This window comes from Kitasatospora sp. GAS204B (assembly GCF_029892155.1).
GTDB lineage: Bacteria > Actinomycetota > Actinomycetes > Streptomycetales > Streptomycetaceae > Kitasatospora.
This window is the reverse complement of record NZ_JARZAG010000008.1, coordinates 236,162-250,593: the sequence shown is the minus strand read 5'-3', so window position 1 is coordinate 250,593 and position 14,432 is coordinate 236,162. Positions and strand designations below refer to the sequence as shown.

12 protein-coding genes are annotated in these 14,432 nt (G+C 72.6%); 6 read left to right on the top strand and 6 right to left on the bottom strand.

The annotated features are described in order from the left end of the window. Positions 1–19 precede the first annotated feature (19 nt). The 3 genes from P3T41_RS14050 to P3T41_RS14040 are packed head-to-tail and all read right to left on the bottom strand — an operon-like array spanning position 20 to position 3,166. Positions 20–955, bottom strand: coding sequence for a carbohydrate ABC transporter permease (locus P3T41_RS14050; RefSeq protein ID WP_280690142.1), 936 nt, complete (start codon positions 953–955; stop codon positions 20–22). Beyond that, positions 955–1,827: a sugar ABC transporter permease gene (locus P3T41_RS14045; protein ID WP_280690141.1), complete on the bottom strand. Its 873-nt coding sequence runs from the start codon at positions 1,825–1,827 to the stop codon at positions 955–957. The genes P3T41_RS14050 and P3T41_RS14045 overlap by 1 nt, the downstream gene beginning before the upstream one ends. A 28-nt stretch (positions 1,828–1,855) precedes the next feature. Continuing rightward, on the bottom strand, positions 1,856–3,166 hold the full coding sequence (locus P3T41_RS14040; RefSeq protein ID WP_280690140.1) for an extracellular solute-binding protein: 1,311 nt from the start codon (positions 3,164–3,166) through the stop codon (positions 1,856–1,858). A gap of 177 nt (positions 3,167–3,343) precedes the next feature. Between P3T41_RS14040 and P3T41_RS14035 the strand changes: the two genes are divergently transcribed. The 6 genes from P3T41_RS14035 (at position 3,344) to P3T41_RS14010 (ending at position 12,065) form a co-directional block, all read left to right on the top strand. After that, on the top strand, positions 3,344–4,363 hold the full coding sequence (locus P3T41_RS14035; RefSeq protein WP_280690139.1) for a LacI family DNA-binding transcriptional regulator: 1,020 nt from the start codon (positions 3,344–3,346) through the stop codon (positions 4,361–4,363). A gap of 135 nt (positions 4,364–4,498) precedes the next feature. After that, complete coding sequence (locus tag P3T41_RS14030) at positions 4,499–5,416, top strand: glycosyl hydrolase family 18 protein (RefSeq protein WP_280690138.1); 918 nt, start codon at positions 4,499–4,501, stop codon at positions 5,414–5,416. 83 nt (positions 5,417–5,499) lie between these two features. Further along, positions 5,500–9,774 carry an NEW3 domain-containing protein gene (locus P3T41_RS14025; RefSeq protein WP_280690137.1) on the top strand — a complete coding sequence of 1,425 codons (4,275 nt, stop codon included), beginning with the start codon at positions 5,500–5,502 and terminating at the stop codon, positions 9,772–9,774. After that, the gene (locus P3T41_RS14020; protein WP_280690136.1) at positions 9,771–10,514 is read left to right on the top strand and encodes a hypothetical protein; all 744 of its coding nucleotides are present in this window, start codon (positions 9,771–9,773) and stop codon (positions 10,512–10,514) included. Before P3T41_RS14025 ends, P3T41_RS14020 begins: the two co-directional genes overlap by 4 nt. Positions 10,515–10,674: 160 nt before the next feature. Further along, the gene (locus P3T41_RS14015) at positions 10,675–11,316 is read left to right on the top strand and encodes a hypothetical protein (protein ID WP_280690135.1); all 642 of its coding nucleotides are present in this window, start codon (positions 10,675–10,677) and stop codon (positions 11,314–11,316) included. 101 nt (positions 11,317–11,417) lie between these two features. Then, the gene (locus P3T41_RS14010) at positions 11,418–12,065 is read left to right on the top strand and encodes a lysophospholipid acyltransferase family protein (RefSeq protein ID WP_280690134.1); all 648 of its coding nucleotides are present in this window, start codon (positions 11,418–11,420) and stop codon (positions 12,063–12,065) included. Between the two features lie 58 nt (positions 12,066–12,123). On the opposite strand, the gene P3T41_RS14005 is transcribed toward P3T41_RS14010, so the two are convergent. From P3T41_RS14005 to P3T41_RS13995, 3 genes are all read right to left on the bottom strand, one after another. Further along, positions 12,124–12,501: a hypothetical protein gene (locus P3T41_RS14005; protein WP_280690133.1), complete on the bottom strand. Its 378-nt coding sequence runs from the start codon at positions 12,499–12,501 to the stop codon at positions 12,124–12,126. 101 nt (positions 12,502–12,602) lie between these two features. After that, entirely contained in the window at positions 12,603–13,286 is a 684-nt protein-coding gene (locus P3T41_RS14000) for a hypothetical protein (protein ID WP_280690132.1), read from the bottom strand. 115 nt (positions 13,287–13,401) lie between these two features. After that, positions 13,402–14,169, bottom strand: a complete 768-nt coding sequence (locus P3T41_RS13995; protein ID WP_280690131.1) for an SDR family NAD(P)-dependent oxidoreductase — start codon at positions 14,167–14,169, stop codon at positions 13,402–13,404. Between the last annotated feature and the right edge of the window lie 263 nt (positions 14,170–14,432).

Here is a 14,432-nt window from a genome sequence, read left to right as displayed (position 1 = left end):
CCAGCCTTGCACCGCCACGTCAGCCCTTCACCGCGCCCTCGCCGACGCCGCGGAAGAAGAACCGTTGCAGCGTCACGAAGAGCACCAGGACGGGCAGCAGGGCGATCATCGCGCCGGCCGCGATCGCGCGCGGGTCGGCCACCAGGGCGCCCTGCAGATAGGAGAGTCCGACGGTGAGGGTCAGCTTGTCGGGGCTCTGCAGCACCAGCAGCGGCCACAGGAAGTCGTCCCAGGCGCCGATGAAGGTGAGGATCACGATCACGCTCAGCGTGCCCTTGACGCCGGGCAGGGCGATGTGGCGCAGCCGCTGCCAGACGGTGGCGCCGTCGATCACCGCCGCCTCCTCCAGCTCGGCGGGGATGGACCGGAAGGCGTTGCGCATCAGCAGCACGTTCAACGCGCCGATCATCGCGGGCAGCGCCACGCCGAGCAGCGAGTCGCCGAAGCCGAGCCTGGTCACCGTCTGGTACTGCGAGATGATCGTCACCTCGCCGGGCAGCACCAGGGTGGAGAGGAACAGGCCCAGCAGCAGGCGCCGGCCGCGGAACGGCAGCCGGGCCAGCGCGTAGCCGGCGGCGGTGGCGCCCAGCACGTTGCCGGCCACGTCCAGCACCGCGACGATCACCGAGTTCAGCGCGAAGTGGCCCACCGGGATCAGCCGCGCCACGTGCCCGTAGTTGCCGAAGGTCGGGTGTTGCGGCAGCAGCCGGGGGGTGGCGGTGTAGACGTCCTCGTAGGCGCTCTTCAGCGAGGTGGAGAACTCCCAGAGCATCGGCCCGACCGTGATCGCCAGGATCACCAGCAGGGTCAGGTAGCGGGCGGCCAGGCCCAGCGGGGTCACCGCGTCGAACACCGGCGAGCGCCGGCGACCGCGCCCGGATCGCCCGCGCCCGGATCGCCCGCGCGGCGGCGCGCTCGGGCCGGCCTCGGCGCGGTGTTCGGAGACGGTGGTCATCAGTCGGTCCTCCGGTTCCAGCGGGCGAGCAGCAGCAACGGGCCGACGGTCAGCACGAAGAGCAGCACGCTGAGCGCCGAGGCGTAGCCGATCCGGCCGTCGCTGCCCGAGGCGGCCTGCTGGATCAGCATCACCAACGACACGTCCTGGCCGCCGACACCGCCGGTGCGCCCGCCCAGCACGTACAGCTCGGTGAAGACGCGCATCGCGTTGACCGCGATCAGCACCGAGACCAGCGCCATGGTGCCGCGCACGCCCGGTACGGTCACCGAGCAGAACCGCCGCACGGTGCCCGCGCCGTCCACCGCCGCCGCCTCGTGCAGCTCGCGGCGCACGTTCCCGAGCGCCGACAGGTAGAGCACCATGTAGTACCCCAGGCCCTTCCAGACGGTGAGCGCGATGGCGCTGGAGAGCAGCAGCCAGCGGTCGGTGAGGAAGGGCAGGGTGTGGTGGATCAGGCCCGCCTGCCTGCCCAGCCCGTTGACCAGCCCGCGGTCGTCCAGCAGCCACTGCCAGATCAGCGCGACCACCACGGCGGAGGCGATCACCGGGAAGTAGAAGACGGTCCGGAAGAAGCCCATGAACGGCAGGGTGCGCTGGACCAGCAGGGCCAGCAGCAGCGGCAGGAAGGTCAGCAGCGGGACGCAGACCACCATGAAGATCACGGTGTTCAGGATCGCGTCGCGCAGCTGCGGGTCCTGCCACATCAGCACGTAGTTGCGCACTCCGATGAACTGCCCGCCGCTGAGCGTGTGCACGTTGGTGAAGGAGAGCACCCCCGTGTTGAGCGCGGGCCAGAGGCTGAAGACGGCCAGCCAGATCAGTGCCGGGGCGGTCAACAGCCAAGGGGTGTACCAGCGGTGGGCCTTCATCGAGTCCTCCCTTCGGCGCCCGCGTGGGTCACTGGTCCAGCAGCTGGTCGGCCCGGTTCACGGCGTTGTCCAGCGCCTGCTTCGCCGACTCCTTGCCGGTCATCGCCAGCGCGATCTGCTGGTTGAGCACGGTGTTCATGGCGTCGGTCCAGACCGGCGGGGTGAAGTTCACCGCCTTCTGCATGTCCTGGTACGCGAAGACCGAGGCGTCGCCCTGGGCGGTGCCGTCGCTCTTGCTGTACGCCGGGTTGTTCGCGGACGCGGCGCTGCCGGGCAGGTAACCCGGGGCCAGCTTCACGAAGTTGACCTGGTTGGTGTCGTCGGTGACGAACTCGGCGAAGGCCAGCGCGAGCGGCAGGTTCTTGCTCTTGGCGGCGACCGAGACGCCCTGGACGTAGAGCGGGGCGGTGTCCAGCGCGGGGGAGGGGACGATCAGCGGGGTCAGGCTGGGGTTGGTCTGCTGGGTGCTCTGGATGTAGTTGCCGCCGCCGGTGGTCCAGGCGACCTCCTGCTTGTTGAAGAGCGCCGAGTTGCCCTCGTAGGTGCTGGTCAGCACGTCGGAGGGCAGGTAGCCGGCCGCGTAGGCGGCGGTGTACTTGTCCAGCATGGCGGCTGCGCCCGGGGTGTTGAAGGCGAACTTCTTGCCGTCCGAAGTCATCAGTGCGGTACCGGAATTGACGATGTCGGAGAGTCCGGGCGGGCGGCTCATCAGGTAGTCCTTGCCGCCCGACCGGTCGTGCATGACCTTGGCCTGGGCGAGCAGGTCGTCGAAGGTCTTCGGCAGGTGGGCGGGATCGAGGCCGTCGCGCTGGAGCATCGCCTTGTTCCAGAGGCTGATGTCGGTCCCGAGGTACCAGGGCAGGCCGTAGCTGTCGGCGCCGAGGTCGGCGTAGCCGTAGGCGGCCACGCCGCTGTGCACGTAGTCCTGGGCGAGGGTGGGCACGTTCTTGGTCAGGTCGAGCAGCCCGCCGACCTTGGCGACCGAATGGGCGATGTCCGGCGGCAGGTTGACCACGTCGGGCAGGCTGCCGCTGGTGACCTGGCTGGTCACCTTGTCGGTGTAGCCGTCGCCCGGCTGGTCGATCCAGTTGATCGTGGTGCCCGGGTGCCGGGTCTCGAAGTCCTGGACCAGGCCGGTGAAGTAGGGCGTGAACTTGTCGTTCTTCAGCGACCAGGTCTGGAAGGTGATGGTGCCCTTGAGCGGGGCGTCGGCGGCCACGCTCTGCTTGGCCGCATCGGAGCTGGTGCCGCCGACGCCGCAGCCGCTGAGCGCCACCGTGGTGATCGCCGCGATGGCCGCGACGGCCGCGGGGGTGAAGCCTGCCCGGACTCTTGGCATGGAGCTCTCCTGGGTTCTGCCCGGCCGGTGGGGGAGTCGGCGGGTCGCGGGAACGGGATGAGGGAGCGAATCGAGGGAGTTCCGCGGAAGTTCTGAAGCGGTTTACTAAACCGGTCCAGTAGCTTTTGTGGACTATGCTCCGGCGCAGCAACGGTGTCAAGAGAGGAAACACGACACGTGGGCAGACCGACCATCGCCGACATCGCCCGAGCGGCGGGGGTGTCCAAGGGTGCGGTGTCCTTCGCACTCAACGGGCGTCCCGGGGTCAGCGAGCAGACCCGCAGCCGGATCCTGCGGGTGGCAGAGGAGATGAACTGGCGCCCGCACAGCGCGGCCCGGGCGCTGGGCGGGTCCCGGGTCGGCGCGGTCGGGCTGGTGCTGGCCCGCCCGGCGCGCACGGTGGGGGTGGAGCCGTTCTTCGCGCAGCTGCTCTCGGGGCTGCAGGCGGAGTTCTCGGCGCGCTCCACCGCGCTGCAGCTGCTGGTGGTCGAGGACACCGTCGCCGAGATCGAGATCTACCGGCGCTGGGTCTCGGAGCACCGGGTGGACGGCTTCGTCCTGGTCGACCTCCAGGTGCGCGACCCGCGGATCGAGGTGCTCGAAGAACTCGGCACGCCGACCGTGGTGCTGGGCGGGCCGGGGCGGCACGGCAGCCTGCCCAGCGTCTGGGCGGACGACCGGGAGGCGATGCTGTCGATCGTCGAGTACCTGGCGGCGCTCGGCCATCGCCGGATCGCCCACCTGGCCGGACTGCCGGCCTTCCAGCACACCCAGCGCCGGATCCGCGCGCTGCGGGACGCGGCCAGGCGGCTCGGCCTGAGCGAGACGCTCTCCTTGCCGACGGACTTCAGCGACGCGCAGGGGGCCGCCGCCACCCGGACGCTGCTGGCCCGGCGGGAGCGGCCGACCGCGATCATCTACGACAGCGACGTGATGGCGGTGGCCGGCCTCGGGGTGGCCGGCGAGATGGGGGTGGCGGTGCCCGGCGAGCTGTCCATCGTCTCCTTCGATGATTCGCTGCTGGCCCGGATCGTCCACCCGCCGCTCACCGCGCTCTCCCGGGACACCTTCGCGCTCGGCGAGCAGGTGGCCCGCACGCTGCTCGCGGTGCTGGACGACCCGGCCGCGGCGGTCGACCTCAAGACGCCGACGCCGCGCCTGACGGTCCGGGAGAGCACGGCGGGGCCGCGCGGGTAGGCCGCCGTCGGCGGGTATCTGACGGACAGTCAGATGATGGGACCATTGACGCGCAAGCTAAATCGATTTAGCGTCCGGGGCGAAGCGGCCGCTTTCCGTGTCCACCCGCCCATTCGCCCCCATCCGGAGGTATCCATGACGGGTCGCCTCGCCCGTGCCTGCACGGCCCTGCTGGCCACCGGCGCCCTCGCGCTGTCGGCCGGCACCGCCAGCGCGCACGCGCACGCGCACACCGCCCCCGCCCACCATGTGGTCGCGTACTACCAGACCCAGTACGACAACGGTGCGTACGTCTCACCGCTGCCGCTGAAGAACACCGCCACCGACATCGAGGTGGCTGCCTTCCACCTCAACGCCGGCAGCGGCATCACCCTCAACGACGACCCGCCGTCGGCTGCCAAGTACACCCAGATGTGGCGCGAGCTGGCCACCCTCCAGAAGGCCGGCACCAAGGTCGAGGCGATGCTCGGCGGCGCCGCCCAGGGCAGTTACGCCGACCTGCACAACGCCTTCACCACCTACTACCCGCAGCTGCGCGACACGCTGCGCGCCCACCACCTGAACGGCGTCGACCTCGACATCGAGGAGAGCTTCTCGCTCGCCGACACGGAGCACCTGATCAAGCAGCTGCGCACCGACTTCGGCAGCGGCTTCGTGATCACCCTGGCGCCGGTCGCCACCGACCTGTCGGGCGGCTCCAGCTTCTCCGGCGGCTTCGACTACCGCCAGCTGGAGCAAGCCGTGGGGAGCAGGATCTCCTGGTACAACACCCAGTTCTACTGCGGCTGGGGCGACCTGAGCAACACCTCCGCCTACGACGCGGTGGTCCGCAACGGCTTCGCCCCGTCGCGGGTGGTGGCCGGCACCGTGACCAACGCCGCCAACTGCGACGGCTACGTCGACCCCGCCACGCTGGGCGGCACGCTGCACTCGCTGGTCGGCGAGTACCCGGGTTTCGCGGGGGTCGCGGGTTGGGAGTACTTCAACGCCGTGCCCGTGAACGGGACCGGCCCGGCCTCCTGGTACGCCGCGGCCAAGCAGGCCACGGGCTGACCTGGGCCGGACCGTCCGCCCGCCTGTTCGCCTGCCCGGCCGCCTGCTCGCCCGTTCGTCTGACGCCCAGAGAGGATCGACCCGTGCCGGTCACCATCACCGCCGTCGAATGCACCGACCTGTTCGTCGGCACCGCCGAGGCGCCCCGCCAGGTGCTGCGGGTGGCCGTCGACGGACCGCCCACCCCGATCACCGTGCGGGGACCGGGCGTGCGCGGCGAGGCGACCGGCACGGGTCTGGTCGAGGTCCCGCTGGAGCTGGCGCCGGACGCCGCCGTGGGCACCGAGCTCCCGGTCACCGTCACCGCCGGCGAGGCCGTCGCCGAGGCGGTGGTCACCGTCGCCGAGCCCGGCTGGACCATGTTCCTGGTCTCGCACTTCCACTACGACCCGGTCTGGTGGAACACCCAGGCCGCCTACACCTCCCCCTGGGAGCTGCTGGCCGGTGACGCCACCACCCGGCCGCTGTGGGAGCGCAACGGCTTCGCGCTGGTCGACGCGCACCTCGAACTCGCCCTGCGCGACCCGGTGTACAAGTTCGTGCTGGCAGAAGTCGACTACCTCAAGCCCTACTTCGACCAGCACCCGGAGCGCCGCGCGGAGCTGCGCCGGCTGCTGGAGCGCGGCCAGGTCGAGCTGGTCGGCGGCACCTACAACGAGCCGAACACCAACCTGACCGGTGCCGAGACCACCATCCGCAACCTGGTGCTCGGCATCGGCTACCAGCGCGACATCCTGGGCGGCGACCCGCAGACCGCCTGGCAGCTGGACGTCTTCGGGCATGACCCGCAGTTCCCCGGCTACCTGGCCGACGCCGGACTGACCGGCAGCGCCTGGGCCCGCGGTCCGTTCCACCAGTGGGGCCCGATCCAGAAGAACTTCAGGACGGCCAAGGACGACGCCACCGTCATGCAGTTCCCCAGCGAGTTCGAGTGGCTCGCGCCGTCCGGCCACGGCGTGCTCACCCACTACATGCCGCACCACTACTCGGCCGGCTGGTGGATGGACTCCGCCGCCGACCTGGCCGCCGCCGAGGCCGCCGTGTACGAGTTGTACCGCAAGCTGAAGCCGGTCGGCGCGACCCGGAACCTGCTGCTGCCGGTCGGCACCGACTACACCCCGCCGAACAAGTGGGTCACCGAGATCCACCGCTCCTGGGCCGCCAAGTACCTCTGGCCGCGCTTCGTCTGCGCGATCCCGCGCGACTTCCTGACCGCCGTCCGGGCCGAACTCGCCGCCAGCGGGCGCCGGCCGAGCCCGCAGACCCGCGACATGAATCCGGTCTACACCGGCAAGGACGTCTCCTACATCGACACCAAGCAGGCCCAACGTGCCTGCGAGGTAGCCGCGTTGGACGCCGAGAAGCTCGCCACCCTGGCCGCGCTGCAGGGGCTGGGCCGCTACCCGCAGGCGGCGCTCGACAAGGTCTGGCGCCACCTCGCCTACGGCGCTCACCACGACGCGATCACCGGCTCGGAGTCCGACCAGGTCTACCTCGACCTGCTCGGCGGCTGGCGCGAGGCGCACGACCTGGCCGCCGAGGTGCGGGACACCGCGCTGGACGCGCTGGTCGGACAGATCGACACCGGCGGCGCGGGGCCGGCCGTGGGGTCGGCGGAGGCGGAGGCGGTGGCCGTGGTGGTGGCCAACACTCTCTCCTTCGACCGCTCGGGCACCGTCTCGGTGCGCCTGCCGCAGGGCCGCACCGACGCCCGGGTGGTGGACGACACCGGCGCGCCGGTCGCCTGCGCGGTCGACCGCGGCACCCTGTACTTCCACGCCGACGGCGTCCCCGCGCTGGGCTGGCGCACCTGGCGCGTCCTTGACGGGGCATCAGATCCCCTGTGGCGCCCGGTCGAAGGCCTGACGGCGGAGAATCAGCGGTACCGGGTCACCGCCGACCCGCAGCGCGGCGGCGCGCTGAGCAGCGTCCACGACCGGCTGCACGGACGGGAGTTGATCCAGCCCAGCCAGGTCGGCAACGAGCTGCGGATGTACGAGGAGTACCCGCAGCATCCCGACTTCGGCGAGGGCCCCTGGCACCTGCTGCCCAAGGGGCCGGTGATCGGCGCTGCGCAGAGCGTCGGTACGGTGCAGCGCGAAGTCGGGCCGCTGGGCGAGCGGTTGGTGGTCACCGGCACGGTCGACGGCCTGCGCTACGAGCAGAGCGTCACGCTCTGGCACGGCGTCGACCGGGTCGACTGCCGTACCCGGGTGCTCGACCACCGCGCCGCCGACCGGCTGCTGCGGCTGCGCTTCCCGCTCGACCTGCCCGGCACGCTGCCGGTCAGCGAGGTGGCCGAGGCCGTGGTCGGCCGCGGCTTCGCGCTGCCCGAGGTGGACGTGGCCGAGGCGCCGTGGACCCTGGACAACCCGGCCAACACCTGGTTCGGCCTGAGCGCCACCGCCCGGATCACGCTCACCGACCCGGCAGGGCTCCCGCTCGGCGAGCGCGCCCTGGGTGTCGCCGAGGTGGTGGTCCCCGCCGAGGAGGCCGCCGCCGAGGCCCGCGAGCTGGTGGTGGCACTGGCCCGGGCCGGCGTCACCGCGACCACCGCGAGCGCCGACCGGTCCCGGTACGGCTGGCTCGACGTGGACTCCAACCTGCCGGACTTCCGGATCGTGGTCGGCGGCCCCGAGCGCAACGCGGCCGCCCGGGAGCTGCTGGAGCGGGCCGGCGGCGAGTACGCGGCGGTGCTGGCGGCGCACGGGCGGGTCTGGGTGCCGGCCGGGAAGGCGCTGACCGAGGTCTGGCAGCCGGGCGCCGACCTGCGCGACCTGCGCGCGCTGCCGGCCCTGGTGGTCGCCGACCCGGCCGCGCTGGCCGAGGACCTGGGCGACGCCTTGATCGGCGCCAGCTGCCCCGGTCAACTCCCCGCCGCCGAACGCCTCACCGACCACACCGCCGCGCTGCTCACCTACGGCCTGCCCGGCTTCGCCGTCGACCCCACCGGCGCGCTGCACCTCTCACTGCTGCGCTCCTGCACCGGGTGGCCCTCCGGCGTCTGGATCGACCCGCCGCGGCGCACCGCGGTGGACGGCTCCTCCTTCCAACTCCAGCACTGGACACACGACTTCCACTACGCCCTGGTCTCCGGCGAGGGTGACTGGCGGGCCCTGACGCTGCCCGCGCAGGGGCAGGAGTTCAACCACCCGCTGCTCACCCGGCTGGCGCCCGCGCACGGCGGACCGCTGCCGGCCACCCACTGCTGGCTGCGGGTGGAGCCGGCGCGCGAGGTGCGGCTGAGCGCGCTCAAGCCGACCGGGAACCCGATCGCCGCCGGATCGGCGGCCGAGCTGGACCCGGCCGCCGGGGTCACCCTGCGGCTGGTCGAGTCCACCGGGCTCGGGCGCACGGCGCGGCTGAGCGGGGCGCTGACGCTGGACGGCGTGCACCGGGCGGATCTGCTGGAGCGGCCGCAGGAACCGCTGGAGCGGCTCGACCTGACGGGAGCTCAGGTGCTCACGCTGACCGCGCGACCCGGCGCTTCGGCCTCCTCGGGTGGCCGCCCGCTCGGCCCGGTCGCCGAACTCGCCCAACCCGTGCACGCCCGCTACTGGTTGCACAACCGCGGCCCGGCGCCGCTGGGCTACCTGCCCGTCTCGGTCGGCGTCAGCCCGGGACTGCTGACGGCGCACGGGGGCGGGAGTACGGGCGCGGGCGGGGGCGCAGGGGAGGGCGAGGGCGAGGGCGCGGCGCTCGAACTCTCCGTCGTCCTCGCCTCGCAGCTGCGGGACGCGGCGGTCGAGGGCACCGTCGAGCTGATCGCCCCGGACGGCTGGCAGGTGAGCCCGCGCCGCCGCCCCTACCGGCTCGACCCCGCCGGGCAGGTGCGCTTTTCGGCCACCGTGACGCCGCCTGCTGACGCATTGTCAGGACTGTACTTCGTCGCCGTCCGCACCGAGTACGGCGGGCAGCAGATCGAGGACGTGACCACCGTCGCGGTCGGCGAGCTGCCCGACCTGCTGCCGGCCCCCGGAGAGTTGCCCGACGGCTGGGGACAGGCCCAGGGCACCAAGGCGGCGACCGGGCGGGACACCGGCCTGTCGGTCGAGGTCGGCGCGGAGTCGGTGCGAGTGGCGCCCGGCGGCCGCGGCCTGCTGGAGGTGGTGCTGACCAACCGCACCCGCGGTGAGATCCGCGGCGAGTTGCAGGCCGTGTCGCCCTGGGGCAGCTGGCCGGCCCTCGGCGCCCCGGTGCGCGGCTTCGCGCTGGCCCCGGGGGAGCGGCGCGCCGTCGGCTTCGAGGTCGCGCCGCCCCTGGACACCGACCCGGGCGCGTACTGGGCGGTCTGCAAGGTGATGTGGTTCGGGCGCTGCCAGTACGCGCCCACCGTCGAGCTGGTGGTGGCCCCGTGAGCACCGACGCCGCTCCCGCCCTGCTCGGCTATCTGGACGGCCGCCCGCTGCCGCGCACCGAACTCGACTGCAGGCTGGCCGCGTTGCGCGGCGGTCCGCGGTCCTCGGCACTGCCCGCTGCAGGCAGCGCCGAGGACCGCCAGCTGACCCGGTGGGTCGCCCAGGTGCTGCTGACCGAGGAGTTGTGCCGGGCGGAGGCGACGGCGCGCCGACTGGACTGCACCACCGCACCGTTGGCCCGCCTCGATCAGCGGGCGGCGGTCGAGCTCGGTTCGATCGCGGCAGCCGCCTTCGAAGGCAGTGCGGCCGTCCGCGCCGTGTTCGCGGCGGTGACCGACGGGGTCGAGGCCGGCGAGGACGAACGCGCCGCCTACCGGGCTGCTGTCGCCTCGGCGGCCGGGCCCGCCGGTGCCGCCGCCGTTCGCTGGCAACTCTCGAGCCCGGACGGTGAGTTCGAGGCCGACCCGGCCACCCTCCCGACCGCCCTGGCCGCCGCCCTGCGCGCGGCGCCGCCCGGCGAGCCGGTGACGGTCGGCGGCTGGACGGCGGCGCTGACCGGCGAGGTCACGCCGGAGCGCGATGTTGGCAGCGCCGACGTCGCGGGCCGGCTGCGCGCCTGTGCGCAGCGCATCGCCTTCGTCCGCTGGCTCGACCGGGCCCGAGCCGAGCGCCTGACTCTGGTCCCGGGCCTGGAGCACCCGGGCGACCCGGCGCAGCCGGACAACCACCATCGCCACTGAGGCCACCGGGACTGCTGAGAGGTCCGCCCAGCCCAGAAGTTGGCCGGAAATCAGCCCAACCACTGAGGGCCGCAACCTTGTTGCGGTCCTCAGTGGCGCCCATCCTGAAGTCGCTTGGCAGGGTCATCGCAATCCCGTCGACGCCTCAGGAGTCCCCCACATGAGAACCAAGTCCGTGCTCTCGCGCGCCTCGATCGCGCTCGCCGGCGGCCTGGCCGCCGTCGGCCTGCTCGCCCCCATCGCCTCGGCCGCCGACAACCCGGTCGCGTTCGCCTGCCAGGCGACGCCGCCGATCGGCTCCGCGCAGACCTTCAGCCTGGGTGCCGGCGTCAACGCCACGGCGCCGTCCAGCGTGGCGGCGGGCAGCCAGTTCACCGTCACCCTGGCGCCCGACGCGCTCACCGTCCCCACCACGGTGAGCGGTTACAGCATCCAGTCGATCAGCAACATCCAGCTGACCATCCCGGTGCCCGCGGGTGCCACGTTGGTCGGCGAGTCGCTGGCCGGCGGGTCCGGCATCCCGGACGGCAGCGGGAGCGTCGCCGTCAGCGGCTCCAACCTGGTGATCACCGTGAACGCCTCGGTGGCGGGCGGCGGCACCTTCACGCTGCCCGCGCTCAGCCTGACCCTGCAGGCCGGAGCCTCCGGCAGCACCATCACGACCTCGGTGGCCGGCACCAGTTACGCCGACCCGGGCCTGACCTTCGACGCCACCGTCCCGGTCGCGTTCTTCACCGTCAACGTGCCCACCACCTGCTACCCGGCCACGGCCCAGACGCTCAGCACGACAACGGTCAGCTGATCGGCGGCGGTTGAGTACGGCTACTCAGGCCCTGCGCCCCGGGATCCGGCAGGATGGCGAGCATCGCCCACCTGCCACCACCAGGCCAGAAGGACCGTGCCATGCTCAGCCGCCTCGCCACCACCCTCGTCCCCCTCTTCGGCGCGCTGACCATCAGCTCGGAGACCGGCGCCGAACCCGCCCCCGGCAGCATCATCGCCGCCAACCACACCTCGCTCGCCGACCCGGCGATCGTGCTGGCCGCCCTCCACCGGCTCGGCGCCCGCCCGGTCGTGCTGGCCACCGCCGGCCTCTGGCGGATACCGGGCCTGGGCCGCGCGCTCACCCGCGAGGGACACATCCCCGTCCACCGCGGCACCGAGCACGCGGCCCAGGCGCTGGACGGTGCCACCGCCGCACTCGCCGACGGCCGCTGCGTGCTGATCTACGGCGAGGGCGGCCTGCCCCGCCGCCGCGACTCCGGGGAGGCGGCCCCCGGCACCTTCCGCAGCGGCCTGGCCCGGCTCGCCCTCGCCACCGGCGCCCCCGTGGTCCCGCTCGGCCAGGCGGGCGCCCGCCGGCTCAGCTCCGGCAGCGCCACCAAGCAACTCGCGGGCGTGCTCACCGCCCCGCTGCGCCGCCCCGGCTACCACGTCCACCTGGGCGCCCCCGTGCGGGCGGTGGGCGGCATCCCCGAGAGCGGCGCGGTGCTGCGCGAGGCGGTGACGGGGGCCTGGCAGGAGGCGGCGGATCGGCTGCTGCGGCAGTGAAGGTGCGCCACCGTCATTCAGAAGCCCGGCTCGCTGGTCCAGGAGCCCGGCCTGCTGGTCACCCTGGGGAGCGCGACAGTGCGTGGGCCAGCCCCTGGGACAGCTCGACGGGGTGGGGCGTGGCGTCGAAGTCGGCCACCCAGATGACCCGGCTGCCGGCCGCGAGTTCGAGCAGGATGGTGTAGGCGATGCGGAAGGGCAGTTCCAGCGGATCCTGGTCGCGGAAGGCGAAGAACTGCTCGGCCGGCCAGTAGTCGAGCGCGACCTCCTCCCCTGCCACCCGGACGGTGAGGTCGTGGACGTCGACCTCACCGGCCGGACCGGACACCCTCGAGCCGGGCCAGTGACCGGCGACGGTCCGGCTGAGCTGCTCCGGGCCGAACGTCCAGGCGGCGCCGCTCTCCTGGTCGGGCATGATGTAGTACGTGCCGGTCACGGCGGGGGTCTCCTGAAGATCGGAACCAGGGTTCGGGACGGGGCTGGAGGCGGGACGGGGCCGAGGCGGGACGGGACGGAGCCGGTCGACAAGACGCGGCCCTAGCGGCGCTTGCGCTTCTTCTTGCTCCGATTGTCGGCGCTCGGCCTGGCCCCGCTCGGCCCGCCGGGCGCCTTCGGGTTCGCCGCGGCCTCGCGCAGGCCGACCCGGCGGGTCTGCCAGACGGTCAGCTCCCAGAGGCCGATCGCGACGCCGACGCTCGCGATGCCGACGGGGAGGGAGCTGAAGTCGGTGTCGACGGGCTGCGGGTCCAGCCAGCCGCTCGGGTCCACCAGCAGGTCCTCGGTGGTGCCCGCGTCCTGTGTGCCGTTGCAGCCCATGCCGATGATCTCGGCGTGGGCCAGCGGCTTGCCGTCGGTGCGCTTCAGCTTGCAGTGGTAGATCGGGCCGGTCTTGCCCCTGGTGTGGTACACCGAGGTGATCAGCACCTCGGTGCGTTCCCCGTGGCTCTGCATCAGCCAGGCCTGGAAGACCAGCCCGGAGCCGAACGTGACGGCCAGACCGATGAGCAGCCCGGCGAAGAACACCCACCCCTTCGTCGCGTTCGCCATCAGTACCGCGATCGCGAGGACCACGGTCAGCGCACCGAGGAACAGCGCCGCGATGAACCAGTCCGGGCTGGTGCCGAGCACCCCGATCCCCACCATCAGCAGGGGAGCGAGCGCGGCTATCCGGGCGAGCCGCCGCACCACGTGCGGGGGCCAGGCTACGTTTTTCTGAGACACGGCCGTCAGTCTGGCGAACGCGGGCCGCACGCGGAAGGGCGGGGTCCGGATCAGCCGTGCGAGGCCTGCTCGAACCGGCGCAGCCCGAGCCGCCGGCGTGGGCGATCCGCAGGACTCAGCGCGCCAGGTATCCGCCGTCCACCGGGAGTACCGTGCCGGTGATGAACGAGGCGGCGTCCGAGGCCAGGAACGCGATCGCCCTGGCCACCTCCGCCGGCTCCCCGAGTCGCCCGATGGGGTGCGCCCGGGCCATCTCGTCGAGGTACTCCGGTCCACCGGGTTCGTTCTGGAGCGCCTGGACCCGTTCGGTGGTGATGGTGCCCGGCGCCACCGCGTTGACCCGGATGCCGCGGTGCGCCCACTCGACCGCCAGGTGCATCGTCAACCCGGAGGCGACGAACTTGGCCGGACCGTACGCGGCTTGGCGAGCCTGGCCGGCCAGACCGGAGACGGACGAGACGCAGACGATCGCCCCGCCGTGCGGCAGCATCGCCTCGATCGCGTACTTGCAGGTCAGGAACATGCCCTTGCCGTCGACCGCCATCACCCTGTCCCACTCCTCGGGGCTGGTCTCCAGCACGTCGGAGAGCGGCAGCACCCCGGCGTTGGCCACCGCGACGTCCAGCTCTCCGTAACGCCTGACGGCCTCCTCCACCATCCGCTGAACGTCCTGAGGAACCGTCACATCGCCGACCACAGCGGCGACTTCTCCCTCACCGAGCAAGCGATCGGTCAGTCGGAACAGCCCGTCCGCGTTGACGTCGGCAGCCACCACCCGGGCCCCGAGCCGCGCCAGCAGCTCGACCGTCGCCCGCCCGATCCCGCTCGCCGCACCGGTCACCAGGCAGGACCTGCCCGCCAGATCCACCAGAGGCTCCGTCATGTCGTCTGCTCCCTTCGCCGATTCCGTCCGAGAACCACCCCGCCGCACACCGACCTGAACGAGGCGCCGACACTGGTGGTCACGCGTGCACCCCAGACACCCGCTCGCGCAGCGGTGTGGACCGCGTGCTCGCGGCTCGGCACGCGGCCCATCATGCGGACGGGCATTGACGCTCGGTAGGCGGTGCGGCTAGCTTCCCCGGCATGCGGCAGCACTCCATCTTCCTGACGACCCGAGGTCACATCGACCTGCTTCGGGTCTGT